Here is a 12,572-nt window from a genome sequence, read left to right on the forward strand (position 1 = left end):
AGCGTTAGCCCGACCAATAACCGCCCTTCAAGGCTGAAGCCTAGGTCAGACGGGAATGTTGTGTTCTGCTGCAAAGCGCAGCAAAAGCTCGCGCGTCGTTTCGCTCGACAGCGCATGGTCGTCAAGTGCCACGTTCAACGCGTCGGCCAGCTTTGCGGCATCCAGCCCCAGAAGCATCGCCTTGACCGGGCCGATCGCGGTCGGCGACATCGATACCGAACGGAAGCCGAGCCCGATCAGCGCCATCGCCGAAAGCGGTCGTCCGGCCATCTCGCCGCACAGCGTCACCGGCGTATTGTTGCGCTCGCCGGCCCGCACGATATCGCGCAACACCCGCAGGAACGGTTTTCCGAGATTGTCGAACCGGTCGGAGACCCGCGAATTGCCGCGGTCCACCGCCATCGTATACTGGAACAGGTCGTTGGACCCGACGGAGATGAAATCCACCGCTGCCATCAGCTCATCGAGCTGCCACATCAGCGACGGCACTTCCAGCATTGCCCCGAACTGCAGCTTTTTCGGCAGCGCATGCCCATGTTTGGAAAGATATTGCACTTCCTTGAGAAGCAGCTCGCGCACGGCATGGATCTCGGAAACTTCCGTCACCATCGGCACCATCATCTTCAGTTCGGCGCCGGCGGACGCACGCAGCAGCGCACGCAACTGCGTGCGCAACAGCCCCGGACGGTCAAGCGAAAGCCGAATGGCGCGCCAGCCCAAAGCCGGATTTTCTTCCTCATGCGCGCGGAAATACGGCACCACCTTGTCGCCGCCGATATCGAGCGTGCGGAACGTCACCTGACGCCCGGCCGCCTGTTTCAAAACGGCGCGATAAAACGCTTCCTGTTCCTCCAGCTTCGGCATGGTGGAGGCAATCATGAACTGCAGTTCGGTGCGGAACAGGCCGATGCCCTCGGCACCCGATTCGGCAAGCTGCGGCAGATCCACCATCAGGCCGGCATTCATCTGCAGGCCGATGCGTTTGCCGTCGCGCGTCACCGGCTCGACATTGCGCAGCGCCCGGAACTGTTCCTGCCGCTTGGCGCGCAGTTTCACCTTTTCGGCGTAGGCGTTCTGCATGTCGACCATCGGTCGCACATGCACCTGGCCGTCGTCGCCATCGATGATCACGGCATCGCCGTTTTCGGCCAGCGCCACGACACCGGTCGCCTGGCCGACAACCGGAATGCCCATGGCACGCGCGACGATCACCACATGGCTGGTCACGGCACCGTCTTCGAGCACGAGGCCGCGCAGGCTCTGGCGCGGATAGTCGAGCAGTTCGGCGGCGCCCATGGCGCGCGCCAGAACGATCGCATCGTTCGGGAAACCGTTTTCGAAATCGCGGCCGGCAAAACCGGTCAACTGGCGCAGCAGCCGGTTGGCGAGATCGTCGAAATCGTGCATGCGCTCGCGAAGATAAGGGTCGGTCAGGCGCATCATCCGCGCCTTGGTGTCGCTCTGCACCTTTTCGACAGCCGCTTCGGCGGTCAGGCCATTGCGGATCGCCTCTTCCATGCGCCGCACCCAACCCTGGTCGTGGGCGAACATGCGAAACGCTTCCAGAACCTCACGGTGCTCGCCTTCCTGGCTCACATCACGACGCTGCAGCATGTCGTCGATGGAAATGCGCAACGAGCCGAGCGCCTCGACAAGACGGGTGATTTCCTTGTCGGCATCCTCGTTCAAAAGATTGGTCACGACGATGCGCGGCTCATGCAGAACCACGTGGCCGAGACCGATGCCCTCATTATAGCCGTCGCCATCGATCGACACGGCGCGTGTCAGATCGAGTTCGAGACCGGGGGCCGTAATCTTTTTCAGTTCTCCGGTCGCGATCATCTCGGCGATTACCATTGCAGTCGTCTCGAGCGCTTCCGTTTCGTCTTCACGGTAATTGCGCTGCGCCTTGTTCTGGACGACGAGAACGCCCAAAGTACGGCCGGCCCGCAAGATAGGAACGCCGAGGAAGGAATGGTAGATCTCTTCTCCGGTTTCCGGCAGATAGCGGAAAGCCGGATGCGACTGGGCATCGGAGAGGTTGAGAGGCTGCGCCGAAGCGGCAATCGTGCCGACCAGACCCTGGCCCATTTTCAGCTGGGCAAGGTGGACGGCATCCTTGTTGAGGCCTTCTGTGGCATACAGTTCCAGCACGCCATCGGAACGCAGGACGTAAACGGAGCACACCTCCGCAACCACATTGCTGGCAATCTGGCGAACGATACGGTCGAGCCGATCCTGTGGCTCGAGCGGCTCCGCCATCAACTCACGCAGGCGCTTCAACAGAACCCGCGGACCTGCCGATAGATCTCGCGTCGGCATGCTTGCTCCCGAAAACAGGTACCCCACCCCCGGAAGCAGCCGCGCCCTCAAATGTCAGGCGCGGCGAACCGGTTCATGATCAATTCTTATCGAGACCGTAAGCGGAATGCAAAGTCCGAACTGCAAGTTCGGAGTAGGCGCCGTCGATCAGGATGGAAATCTTGATTTCTGACGTCGTAATGGCCTTGATGTTGATGCTTTTTGCGGCAAGTGCCTTGAAGGCAGTGGCTGCAACGCCCGCATGGCTGCGCATGCCGATGCCGATGACCGAAACCTTGGATAGGCCTGATTCGGTCTGGACGACGTCGAAGCCGATCGCGGCCTTGTTTTCGTTCAGAACCTGCATGGCCTTGTCGACGTCGCCGGACGGCACGGTGAAGGTCATGTCGGTGCGCGAACCGTCTTCGGAAATGTTCTGCACGATCATGTCGACATTGATATGGGCTTCGGCCAGCGGGCCGAAGATCGCGGCCGAAACGCCCGGACGGTCGGCGAGCCGGCGCAGCGAGATCTGTGCCTCATCCTTGGCATAGGCGATGCCGGTAACGACTTCCTGTTCCACGATTTCTTCCTCTGCGCAAATCAACGTACCGGGCGGATTGAGAAGGTCACCCATGCCCGGTGCATCGGGATCTTCGAAACTGGAGCGAACGAAGGTGCGGACCTTGTGGACCATGGCAAGCTCGACCGAACGAACCTGCAAAACCTTGGAGCCGAGCGAGGCCATTTCGAGCATTTCCTCGAAAGACACCTTTTTCATGCGGCGCGCGGCCGGCACGATACGCGGGTCCGTCGTGTAGACGCCATCAACGTCCGTATAGATGTCGCAACGGTCGGCCTTGACGGCAGCGGCGATCGCAACGGCCGAGGTATCGGAACCGCCGCGGCCGAGCGTGGCGATGCGGTTATCGGGACCAAGTCCCTGGAAACCGGCCACCACGGCCACCTGGCCCTCGCCCATGCGCTTGATGATATCGGCGCCGTCGATTTCCTCGATGCGGGCGGCACCATGGGCGCTGTCGGTGCGGATCGGAATCTGCCAGCCCTGCCAGGAACGGGCATTGATGCCCATCGACTGCAAGGCAATCGCCAGAATGCCGGAAGTTACCTGCTCACCTGAAGCCACGATCGCATCATATTCACGCGCGTCATAGAAAGGTGAAGTGGCGCCCGCCACTTTCGGCATGCCCTGAACCCAGCCGACCAACTCGTTGGTCTTGCCGGACATGGCGGAAACGACGACCGCGACCTCATGGCCGGCATCGACTTCACGTTTCACATGGCGGGCAACATTGTGGATGCGTTCGAGGTTGGCGACGGACGTGCCGCCGAATTTCATGACAATGCGTGCCATTTCTTGACCAATACCACCCGTTCGCGCCCCATATGGCATCGGCTTCGATGCCGGCGGACGCGTCTCCTGTCGAACGGACCTTTTTCAGGGAAAAAAGCCCGAAGTTGCCGGGTCTCATAGCGAAAAGCCGTCTTCCACGCAATGGTCGCTTCAAGCCAAAGCGGTACGGTTTTGTCATGAATTGTCCAAGTGGCGAAAACACCGCCCACGAAAAAGGGCTGCCCGGCGGAGGCAGCCCTTTTCCCATAAAGCCCTTGGAGGGTCGGAGCGGACGTCAGGGATCGGTATACGATACCGATCAGTTGTTCTGCGGCATGCCTGGAATGAACACCGGAGCGCGGCCGCGATCCTGAGGCTGCTGGCGGTCATCACCACGCTGTGGCAGGAAACCCTCCGGTATCCCGTTTCCGGCGTCACCGCGCGGCGGGCCACGGCGGTCATCGCCACGGTCTCCACCGGGAGGAGGACCACGACGGTCGTCACCTTGTTGTGGCGGTCCCCGACGATCGTCACCCTGCGGCGGGCCGCGACGGTCATCATTGCCGCGATCCCAGCCGGGCGGCGGGCCACGGCGGTCGTCATTGCCACGATCCCAGTTGCCACCCCGGTCACGATCCCGGTCTCGTCCCCAATCGCCCGGAGGCGGCCCACGGCGATCATCACCACGGTCCCAGCCCGGAGGCGGACCCGGCGGCGGACCACGGCGGTCATCACGATCCCAGGCGGGCGGCGGCGGGCGGCGGTCATCCCGCGTCCAGCGCGGCGGCGGTGGTGGCGGACGACGATCCCAGCGGTCGCGATCCCGATAGAAATCGCGGTCGCGATAATAGCGACCCCAATAATTGTCGACCTCGAAGGTGACGGTCGGAATGCCGAGCGGGCGGTAATATTCCGGCTCCACATAAATGCGGTTCTGACGATAGGTCGTGCTGATATAGCTGCCCGACACCCAGCCACGGCCACCGGCGAACTGCACGTCGCACCAGTTGACGTTGCTCATGCAGCCATGAATGGTGATCGGCGCACCAACCGGCACGACGGTTACGGCGGGGTAACCGGTGCTCGGACCGGAGCGCATGTTGACATTAGCGGTGGCATAACCACGCGCGGCAGCTTCTGCCAGCGTCGGCGCAACCATCAGCGCACTTGTCGCGGCTGCAGCCAGAATAAATTTCTTCACGTGTTCCTCCTTGAAGAACATTGCCTGATACCTCGGTCGTCCGGACCAGGGGTCGGCACAGTCTGCTAAGATGCGGCAGACAATGCCGAAGACGCACCGATAGTTCCACCATGGCGGTGAACCGGGCATGAATGCGGCGTTTAGCTGATGTTTAGTCAAGTATTTTGCGGCATTGTAGCATCGCTTCGAAAAACAGCCCGCGCTAACAGCTTACCTCAAAAGCCGCGACCGGGAATATCCTGCGGCCACCAGCCTCTTGACTTCGCCTGCCTATCAGCCGACTTCAGACACCGAAGCGAAGACCTTGAAGAGAGAATGACACCATGAGCGAGCCCGCAAAAACCACCGTCGATCCGAGCCAGGTCGAATGGTTTTCAAAGATGGCCGCCGAGTGGTGGAGCCCGACCGGCAAATTCCGGCCGCTGCACAAGTTCAATCCCGTCCGCATTTCCTATATCCGCGACCAGATCTGCGCCCATTTCGGCCGCGATCCGCGCGCCCACAAGCCGCTTGAAGGCCTGCGTATTCTCGATATCGGCTGCGGCGGCGGCCTTCTGTCGGAACCGATCGCCCGCATGGGCGCCATCGTGGTCGGCGCCGATCCATCGGAAAAGAACATCGGCATCGCCTCCACCCACGCCGAACAGACCGGCGTCGAGGTCGATTACCGCGCCGTCACTGCCGAACATCTGGCCGAGACGGGCGAACATTTCGACGTCGTGCTGAACATGGAAGTCGTCGAGCACGTCGCCGACGTCGAGTTTTTCCTGCGCACCTGCGCCTCGATGGTCAAGCCCGGTGGCCTCATGTTCGTCGCCACCATCAACCGCACGCTGAAGGCTCGTGCGCTCGCCATTTTCGCCGCCGAAAACGTGCTGCGCTGGCTGCCGCGCGGCACCCACCAGTATGAAAAGCTGGTACGCCCGGAAGAGATCGAAAAGCCACTGACGGAAGACGGGTTGGAAATCATCCACCGCACCGGCGTGTTCTACAATCTGCTCGGCGACAGCTGGAACCTATCGTCCGACATGGACGTGAACTACATGCTGCTGGCAAGACGGCCGGGCTGAAAGATGCCCCCTGAAAAGGGATGATCCTGGCTGGTGGAAACTCTGCTATGATGTTCCGAGTTTGGGATGCCTGACCGGAAACCTGAGATGTCGGAAACTGCCAAGATTACTATCACCCTCGAGTCTGAAACTGCGGATTTCATCCGCAGCGAGGTGGAACGTGGTGCGGCGACCTCGCCTGAAGGTTATGTCGAAGATCTCGTGCGCAGGGATCATGAACGTGATCAAGCACGACGTGAGCTTGATGCGGCCTTGCAACGCGGCCTGGACGATGTCCAGGCTGGTCGGACGATGTCATTGGACGATGCCTTTGACAGCGTTTTTGACGAACTCGGTTGGGAACGTATCCGGCGATGAAGGTCAGCTTTGCTCGCGAAGCTCGACAAGACCTTGCGGAAATCGCGCATTATCTATCAAGGCATAACCCAGAAAGAGCGCGAACATTCATGCTCGAGTTGCGTGGAGCATGTCTCGACCTTGGCACGATGCCATACGCGTTCGAGATGACCGACCAGACTTCACTTCCAGATTTCCGCCGTCGCCCATTCGCGCCGTACCTCATATTCTACAAGGTGGAAGGCTCTCAAGTCCTCGTTATACGCATCATTCACGGTGCTAGAGAGTATATGCGTATGCTGACGCAAAAATAAAACTGCCCGCCTTCATCCACCCACCCCAAAGCCGCACTACACTTTCATCCCACGCACCGCTGCCAGCAGGCCCTGATGCCTTTGCGCATTCACCTCTGAAAGCCTGCGGATACAGGCGCGGTCGATGATCACTTTCTCCCCATCCGGTCCGTATGGTTCCTTGAAATGAAAAGCCACCGGTCCCGGCCCGTGGTCGTGCAACTGCTCGAAGCGCGATACGCCTTCCTGCCAGTCCGGCCGTTGATCGGTCCACCACAGAACCAGCGCTGGCCAGCGCCGGGGAATTTGCCAGTTGCGCGCATGTTTAAGCGCATCCGCATGCACGCCGGAATAGGAAAACGCCATCAGGCTTTCGATGTCGGCCCAAAGCGAAAGGCTGGAAGGCGCGGTCGCAAACCCGCTCCCTTCGATGAAGCGCGGAAACACCTGATTGCCCCAGCATTCCGGCCCCGGCTCGCCGTCATAACCGGAACGCCCGATAAAACCTTCAGCCGTTTCCGCCGCGGCGAAGTTCAGAGGTTCGCGAACACGAAATCCCTCGACCTCGGAACTGTCATAGGGAGCAACGAAAAGACCGAAATTGTAGATCGCCAGTCTTCTTGTCGCACCCGCCATGTCAGTTGGCATCATCCGGAATGATCGGGATCGGCGCGATCTCAATGCCCTCGTCCAGCAGATCGCGGACCTCGCCAAAGCTCGCCTGGCCGATAATGCCGCGGGCATCCGCCTCGCCGTAATGGATCTTGCGCGCCTCTTCGGGAAACCGCTCGCCGACATCCTCGGCATTGGCCCTGATCTCGGCGACAGCCGCCTTCAGCTTGGCAACTGCTTCCGCCTTGGCCACATCCATGGCAACCGCCTGCCGTTTTTCCTTGGCCCGCGCAGTCGAAACGGACGGCGCCATCAGGCTTTTGGAGATGGTAGCGGAGCCACAGACGGGACAGGTCAGAAAACCGCTTGCCAACTGCCGGTCGAAATCGCCGCTTTCCGAAAACCAGCCTTCGAACGCATGCGCATTGTCACAGATGAGCGAATATTTGATCAAGCCGCAACCTCGCCGGACTTTGCCGGCGCGACGGTATCGAGCGTGAAGTCGCGGGCATTTTTCAGATTGGGGATTTTGCCACGTGCAGCCGGCACCTCGGCCACGTCGATCTCAGCGATGACGACCGCCTCGCCGCTGCCGCCGGCGGATGCCAGCACCTTGCCCCAGGGATCGATGATCATCGAGTGACCAAAGGTCTCGCGGCCGTCCTCATGCACACCGGCCTGCGCCGCCGCAATCAAGAAAGCCCCGTTCTCAATGGCGCGGGCACGCAACAGAATTTCCCAATGCGCCTCGCCGGTCTGGCGGGTAAAGGCAGCCGGAACGGTCAGAACTTCGGCACCGGCCACCGCTTCGGTACGGAACAGCTGAGGGAAACGCACGTCGTAGCAGATCGCAAAACCGAGCTTGGCAAAAGGCAGTTCGGCCACCCGCGCCTCCTCGCCCGGCCGGTAGACCGCGCTTTCGCGCCAGCTCTCGCCATTGTCGAGATCGACGTCGAACATGTGGATCTTGTCATAGGTGCAGATACGCGAGCCATCCGGCGCGAACAGAAATCCACGATTGGCGATCTTGCCGTCCTCGAGCGCAATCGCCGTGGAGCCCACATGCACATGGATGCCGAGTTCCTTGGCGAGATCTGCAGCAGTCGCCACGATGATGTCGCCATCCTCGTCCTTCAGCACGGCACGCAGGCCGGCGCGATCCTTCTGCACCGCCCCGGTCATTTCCGGCGTCTGCACATAGACCGCGCCTTTCGCGGCAGCGTCGCGCACCAGCCGCGCCATGTCGGCAGCGTTTTTCACCGGATCGACACCGGAGCACATCTGGATGGCGGCAGCCTTGAAAGCCATGATCCTGTTCCCTGTTTTTGCTTTTCTAAATCGTGAATATCGTAATCAGGCGGCCAGCAGCGGATCGAGCTTGCCGGCGCGTTCCAGCGCATGCAGGTCGTCGCAACCGCCGATATGCTGGCCGTTGATGAAGATCTGCGGGAAGGTCGTGCCGCCATTCGACACGGCGATCATTTCGCCGCGCGCTTCCGGCCGCTGCGTCGCATTATGTTCGACATAATCCGCGCCCTTGAAATCCAGAAGCGATTTGGCCCGCGAACAATAACCACAGCCGTCACGGGTATAGATGATGATGTCTGCCATAAAAATCTCCATGGGGAGGCGGCTTGAAAATGCCCTCCATGAAAACCCTTAGGGATCGGATGCTCCCGGTGGCACCATGAGGGCCATCCGGCCGTCTCGTCTGTTGTCTCTTCATATAGGCCCGGAAATCGCCAGTGCAAAGGTCAAAACCGTGACCTCGGTGGCACCCGCCCGCTTCAAGACAGCGGCTGCGGACGATACGGTTGCTCCGGTCGTATGAACGTCATCGACCAGCACCAGTCGCTTGCCAAAAACATCCGGTTCATGGCCCGGCACGATGGCAAACGCCGCGCGTACATTGTCCTGTCGTCCCTTGGCCGTCAGCCCGACTTGCCGGCTGGTGCGTTTCACGCGCTTCAACGTCGAAGGCAGCAGCGGTTTGCTTGACAGCTTTGCCAGATGCCGTGCGAGTTCCGCGGACTGATTGAATTTTCGAAGCGCAAACCGCGTCCAGTGCAAAGGCACCGGCAGAATACCGTCGCAACCGGCCAGATGTTCGGCCCCTGCCCGCTGCATCCACGCCGCCATCATGATCGCCAGATCGGTGCGGTCGCGATATTTCAGCCCATGTACAAGCCGGCGCGCAACGCCGTCATGGATCGCCACGGCCCGCAGCCGGTCGAAACGCGGTGGATCGGCGATAGCCTTGGCCGAAACCATACGCCCACCCTCGCCGGCCACTCCCGCCTCATGGTTGAAAGCAAAAGGAATACCGAGCACCTCGCAAAACGGCCGCTCGATAAAATGCACCGATTGCCAACAGACGGGGCAAAGCGCGCCGTGCTTGCCGATCATCACGCCGCAGCCTGCACAGACCGGCGGATAAACGAAATCCGCGATCCGGCGAAACAAGCCGGATGCGGCAAATGCAATCGACCCGGCCACGGTAAGGCCAGCCACCCCGCCGTCACTGTCACCGATCTCGTCCTCCATACCATCCCCCGACCAAGCTGAACGTTACAGCCAGCAAACCCTTTGGCCTTGACAATAATCGCTCACCGGCGCCTTTGCGATCCGGAATTCTTGGGGGATTGCGTTACGGCTACCATATGAAGCCGATCCCGCATCCGGAGTGCATGATGGACATTCTTTTCGACCTCGACCTGATCGCCACCCGCCGTGAGCGTGCCGCACGTCATCCGCTGCCGGGAGCCGATTTTCTGGCAGATCTGGCTGGCCGCGAACTGGCCGAACGGTTGGAAGTGGTCGAACGCAGCTTTGACCACGCGGTCGAACTACATGGCGGCATGGGCGCGGCGGCCCGCCTGAGCCTTGCCACCGGCAAGATAAAAAAACTCACCCGCATCGAAACGGACGCTGTCTTCGCCGGAGCCGGTGAGCAGACATTCGTTGCCGCACCGCTGGAAGATGTACCGCTGGAACCCCAGTCAGCCAATCTGGTGCTCTCACCGCTGGCGCTGCACCTCACCAACGATACACCCGGCGTGCTGATCCGCGTTCGCCGTGCACTAAAACCGGATGGTCTGTTTCTCGCCGCCATCCCCGGCGCCGGTACGCTTACGGAACTGCGCGATGTGCTGCTGGCAACCGAAGCGGAGTTATCGGGTGGCGCCAGCCCCCGTGTCATCCCCTTCCCGGATGTGCGCGATATCGGCGCCCTTCTCCAACGCGCCGGTTTTGCCCTGCCCGTCGCCGATGCCGAAACCTACACGGTTCGCTACGATTCGCTGTTTGACCTCGTCCGCGACCTGCGTGCCATCGGCATGACCAATCCGCTCGCCGGCCGCAGCCGTACGCCACTGACGCGAAAATTCCTGATGAGGGCTGCCCAGATCTACGCCGAACGTTATTCGGACCCGGACGGTCGCATCCGCGCGACATTCGCAATGATCTATGTGTCTGGATGGGCGCCGCACGAAAATCAGCCGAAACCGTTGAAGCCGGGTTCGGCTACGGTCAGGCTGGCGGATGCATTGAAGCGGAGCTGATCTTTTACCGGGTCTCTGACATCGTATCGTTCAACGTCGTCGCGACCTTGTTGAACAGGTTGCTGAGTTGGGTGCCGTATGCGCCCATGCCGCCAATGACCGCCGTACCGATAAGAGCGGCGATCAGCCCGTATTCGATAGCCGTCGCGCCGCTTTCGTCGCAAAGAAAGGAGCGGATCAATCGCATTTTGAGGCCTCAGCAACCGGTTTCGGAACTGTAGCCCTGTAAGACACACACCGAACCCGGCGTCTCCTGCAGGACACTTCTCCGGATGGTATAATGCTTATTCTTTTCTTTTGTGTTATCAGTACCGCGATGAATTGAACCAGTTGAGATCATGTCGAAGTCTTGCTGGATATTCGCAATGCGGCTCTGCTCGCTACGCTTGGCGAGCATAGGTGTCACGATCAGCGACAGAGCGATCGCGGCCGTACCGAACAGAAGGGCGACATTGAGCGCGCCGGTCCGACCCGACCGATACGCTGGCCGCTGTTTGGCGCGTGCAGTCTTCCAGATTTCGTCGTCCATCGCTCAAAGCCTCACACACGCAGTTACTTGCCCGCCAGAGCCTAAACTTCGCATGATCGGTTAAAGGATCTGTTAACGCCGTTGCTTTAGTCGCACAGGGCGAAAATCACCTGTGGATAGTCAGAGAAGATCCTGCAGGAAGGGAATCAACGGCTCATCGGCCGGCGGCATCGGGTAATCCCGTAGCGCCTGTGGGCGCACCCACTTGATCGCCTGTCCCTCGCGCCCTGACGGAATACCCTCGTAACGACGGCAGATATAAAGCGGCATCAGCAGATGAAACGTCTCATAGGTATGGCTGGCAAAGGTCAGCGGTGCGAGACATGCCACCTTGGTAACGATACCCAGCTCTTCCTCGAGTTCACGCACCAAAGTCTCTTCCGGTGTCTCGCCGGCCTCGACCTTGCCACCGGGAAACTCCCAGAGACCGGCAAGCGATTTGCCTTCCGGGCGCTGCGCCAGAAGAATACGGCCATCGGTATCGATCAGGGCACAGGCCGCCACCAGCAGGATCTTGCGTTCGGTTGCGCTCACGCCGTCTCGTCCTTGCGCCAGTAATGATATTGATAGGCTTCGCGGAAGCCAAACCGCTTGTAGAGCGCCAGCGCCGCCGCATTGGTATCGACAACCTGCAGCCAGGCGGTACGCGCACCACTGATCCGGGCCCAGCGCAAAGCCGCCGAAAGAAGCTCGGTGCCCAAGCCCTGCCCGCGGCGAGCTTCGGCAACTGCCAGATCCTGAATACCGGCCAGATCGTTGTCCTGCACGCAGATCGCCACGGCTGCCGGGCCTTCACCGGGGTTTTCCATCAGGAAAAGACCCATCGTCGGTTTGATGGCGCTAAGGATTTCCGCCATGGCAGGCTTGATTGCCGGATCGGATCCATGCACGGCAAGGCTGGCATCGATGAAACGGCCGATATCATGGGTCGGCAGATGCGCCAGTGTTTCCGGAAGATCGATCGCACCGAGGTCGACCGTCATGACGGAGACGCTCTCGATGATCTTCCAGCCGTTTTCGTCCAGCTTGTCGAGCAGAGCTTTCGGCGAAAGCGGTGTCTCGCGGATGACCAGTTGTCTTCCGTAGTGGGCAAAACGCTTGCGCGCCTTTTCCAGCCGGATATCGGCATCGCGGTAATCGGAAGGATCGAGCGGCACGACGCAGTTGAGCCGCTTCGACGGATGGCCGCCGGTCAGCCGCACCTGCCAGCTGCCGTCATAAACCACGGAGGCCGCCGGCCACGCCCGGAAGCCGACAGCTTCCAGACGCCGCACCATCGGCAGATCACCATGGGGAGAATTTGCCAGCATCAAGAC

At 60.6% G+C, this 12,572-nt stretch carries 16 protein-coding genes; 4 read left to right on the forward strand and 12 right to left on the reverse strand.

Translation table 11 applies throughout. The features are described from left to right. Positions 1-45 precede the first annotated feature (45 nt). The 3 genes from ptsP to AAIH70_RS19025 all read right to left on the reverse strand — a co-directional run bounded on the left by ptsP (position 46) and on the right by AAIH70_RS19025 (position 4,856). Entirely contained in the window at positions 46-2,322 is a 2,277-nt protein-coding gene (gene ptsP / locus AAIH70_RS19015; RefSeq protein WP_132276896.1) for a phosphoenolpyruvate--protein phosphotransferase, read from the reverse strand. A gap of 79 nt (positions 2,323-2,401) precedes the next feature. After that, positions 2,402-3,676, reverse strand: a complete 1,275-nt coding sequence (locus AAIH70_RS19020; RefSeq protein WP_132276898.1) for an aspartate kinase — start codon at positions 3,674-3,676, stop codon at positions 2,402-2,404. A gap of 298 nt (positions 3,677-3,974) precedes the next feature. Beyond that, on the reverse strand, positions 3,975-4,856 hold the full coding sequence (locus AAIH70_RS19025) for an SH3 domain-containing protein (RefSeq protein WP_430035149.1): 882 nt from the start codon (positions 4,854-4,856) through the stop codon (positions 3,975-3,977). Positions 4,857-5,179: 323 nt separating this feature from the next. On the opposite strand from AAIH70_RS19025, the gene ubiG reads away from it, so the two are divergent. The 3 genes from ubiG to AAIH70_RS19040 all read left to right on the forward strand — a co-directional run bounded on the left by ubiG (position 5,180) and on the right by AAIH70_RS19040 (position 6,576). Next, positions 5,180-5,926 (forward strand): bifunctional 2-polyprenyl-6-hydroxyphenol methylase/3-demethylubiquinol 3-O-methyltransferase UbiG, encoded by a 747-nt coding sequence (gene ubiG, locus AAIH70_RS19030; protein WP_132276902.1) that lies wholly within the window; start codon positions 5,180-5,182, stop codon positions 5,924-5,926. Between the two features lie 87 nt (positions 5,927-6,013). After that, positions 6,014-6,283, forward strand: a complete 270-nt coding sequence (locus AAIH70_RS19035; protein WP_132276904.1) for a ribbon-helix-helix domain-containing protein — start codon at positions 6,014-6,016, stop codon at positions 6,281-6,283. Further along, entirely contained in the window at positions 6,280-6,576 is a 297-nt protein-coding gene (locus tag AAIH70_RS19040) for a type II toxin-antitoxin system RelE/ParE family toxin (RefSeq protein WP_132276906.1), read from the forward strand. The genes AAIH70_RS19035 and AAIH70_RS19040 overlap by 4 nt, the downstream gene beginning before the upstream one ends. Positions 6,577-6,612: 36 nt before the next feature. Here AAIH70_RS19040 and AAIH70_RS19045 read toward each other — a convergent pair whose 3' ends face one another. From AAIH70_RS19045 to AAIH70_RS19065, 5 genes are all read right to left on the reverse strand, one after another. Beyond that, a complete protein-coding gene (locus AAIH70_RS19045; protein ID WP_132276908.1) occupies positions 6,613-7,191 on the reverse strand; it encodes a DUF3291 domain-containing protein in 579 nt (192 codons plus the stop codon). Position 7,192: 1 nt separating this feature from the next. After that, positions 7,193-7,621, reverse strand: a complete 429-nt coding sequence (locus AAIH70_RS19050) for a DUF1178 family protein (protein ID WP_132276910.1) — start codon at positions 7,619-7,621, stop codon at positions 7,193-7,195. Then, the gene (locus AAIH70_RS19055; protein WP_132276912.1) at positions 7,618-8,475 is read right to left on the reverse strand and encodes a carbon-nitrogen hydrolase family protein; all 858 of its coding nucleotides are present in this window, start codon (positions 8,473-8,475) and stop codon (positions 7,618-7,620) included. Before AAIH70_RS19055 ends, AAIH70_RS19050 begins: the two co-directional genes overlap by 4 nt. A gap of 45 nt (positions 8,476-8,520) precedes the next feature. Next, complete coding sequence (gene grxC / locus AAIH70_RS19060; protein WP_132276914.1) at positions 8,521-8,778, reverse strand: glutaredoxin 3; 258 nt, start codon at positions 8,776-8,778, stop codon at positions 8,521-8,523. Between the two features lie 111 nt (positions 8,779-8,889). Continuing rightward, complete coding sequence (locus AAIH70_RS19065; protein WP_132276916.1) at positions 8,890-9,711, reverse strand: ComF family protein; 822 nt, start codon at positions 9,709-9,711, stop codon at positions 8,890-8,892. Between the two features lie 146 nt (positions 9,712-9,857). Between AAIH70_RS19065 and AAIH70_RS19070 the strand changes: the two genes are divergently transcribed. After that, entirely contained in the window at positions 9,858-10,727 is an 870-nt protein-coding gene (locus AAIH70_RS19070; protein ID WP_132276918.1) for a methyltransferase domain-containing protein, read from the forward strand. A gap of 4 nt (positions 10,728-10,731) precedes the next feature. On the opposite strand, the gene AAIH70_RS19075 is transcribed toward AAIH70_RS19070, so the two are convergent. The 4 genes from AAIH70_RS19075 to AAIH70_RS19090 form a co-directional block, all read right to left on the reverse strand. Then, positions 10,732-10,914 (reverse strand): Flp family type IVb pilin, encoded by a 183-nt coding sequence (locus tag AAIH70_RS19075; protein WP_132276920.1) that lies wholly within the window; start codon positions 10,912-10,914, stop codon positions 10,732-10,734. Positions 10,915-10,923: 9 nt separating this feature from the next. Continuing rightward, entirely contained in the window at positions 10,924-11,256 is a 333-nt protein-coding gene (locus AAIH70_RS19080; RefSeq protein WP_132276922.1) for a hypothetical protein, read from the reverse strand. A gap of 120 nt (positions 11,257-11,376) precedes the next feature. After that, positions 11,377-11,790 (reverse strand): 8-oxo-dGTP diphosphatase MutT, encoded by a 414-nt coding sequence (mutT, locus tag AAIH70_RS19085; RefSeq protein ID WP_132276924.1) that lies wholly within the window; start codon positions 11,788-11,790, stop codon positions 11,377-11,379. Beyond that, positions 11,787-12,566, reverse strand: coding sequence for a GNAT family N-acetyltransferase (locus AAIH70_RS19090; RefSeq protein ID WP_132276926.1), 780 nt, complete (start codon positions 12,564-12,566; stop codon positions 11,787-11,789). The genes mutT and AAIH70_RS19090 overlap by 4 nt, the downstream gene beginning before the upstream one ends. Between the last annotated feature and the right edge of the window lie 6 nt (positions 12,567-12,572).

The sequence above is a fragment of the Neorhizobium sp. BT27B genome (genome assembly GCF_050455485.1).
Lineage (GTDB): Bacteria > Pseudomonadota > Alphaproteobacteria > Rhizobiales > Rhizobiaceae > Neorhizobium.

Coding starts and splice junctions, on each gene's coding strand:
- AAIH70_RS19065 (WP_132276916.1), bottom strand. CDS start 9,711: ATGGAGGACGAGATCGGTGACAGTGACGGCGGGGTGGCTGGCCTTACC.
- ptsP (WP_132276896.1), bottom strand. CDS start 2,322: ATGCCGACGCGAGATCTATCGGCAGGTCCGCGGGTTCTGTTGAAGCGC.
- AAIH70_RS19040 (WP_132276906.1), top strand. CDS start 6,280: ATGAAGGTCAGCTTTGCTCGCGAAGCTCGACAAGACCTTGCGGAAATC.
- grxC (WP_132276914.1), bottom strand. CDS start 8,778: ATGGCAGACATCATCATCTATACCCGTGACGGCTGTGGTTATTGTTCG.
- AAIH70_RS19035 (WP_132276904.1), top strand. CDS start 6,014: ATGTCGGAAACTGCCAAGATTACTATCACCCTCGAGTCTGAAACTGCG.
- ubiG (WP_132276902.1), top strand. CDS start 5,180: ATGAGCGAGCCCGCAAAAACCACCGTCGATCCGAGCCAGGTCGAATGG.
- AAIH70_RS19080 (WP_132276922.1), bottom strand. CDS start 11,256: ATGGACGACGAAATCTGGAAGACTGCACGCGCCAAACAGCGGCCAGCG.
- AAIH70_RS19075 (WP_132276920.1), bottom strand. CDS start 10,914: ATGCGATTGATCCGCTCCTTTCTTTGCGACGAAAGCGGCGCGACGGCT.
- AAIH70_RS19045 (WP_132276908.1), bottom strand. CDS start 7,191: ATGGCGGGTGCGACAAGAAGACTGGCGATCTACAATTTCGGTCTTTTC.
- AAIH70_RS19090 (WP_132276926.1), bottom strand. CDS start 12,566: ATGCTGGCAAATTCTCCCCATGGTGATCTGCCGATGGTGCGGCGTCTG.
- AAIH70_RS19070 (WP_132276918.1), top strand. CDS start 9,858: ATGGACATTCTTTTCGACCTCGACCTGATCGCCACCCGCCGTGAGCGT.
- AAIH70_RS19055 (WP_132276912.1), bottom strand. CDS start 8,475: ATGGCTTTCAAGGCTGCCGCCATCCAGATGTGCTCCGGTGTCGATCCG.
- AAIH70_RS19020 (WP_132276898.1), bottom strand. CDS start 3,676: ATGGCACGCATTGTCATGAAATTCGGCGGCACGTCCGTCGCCAACCTC.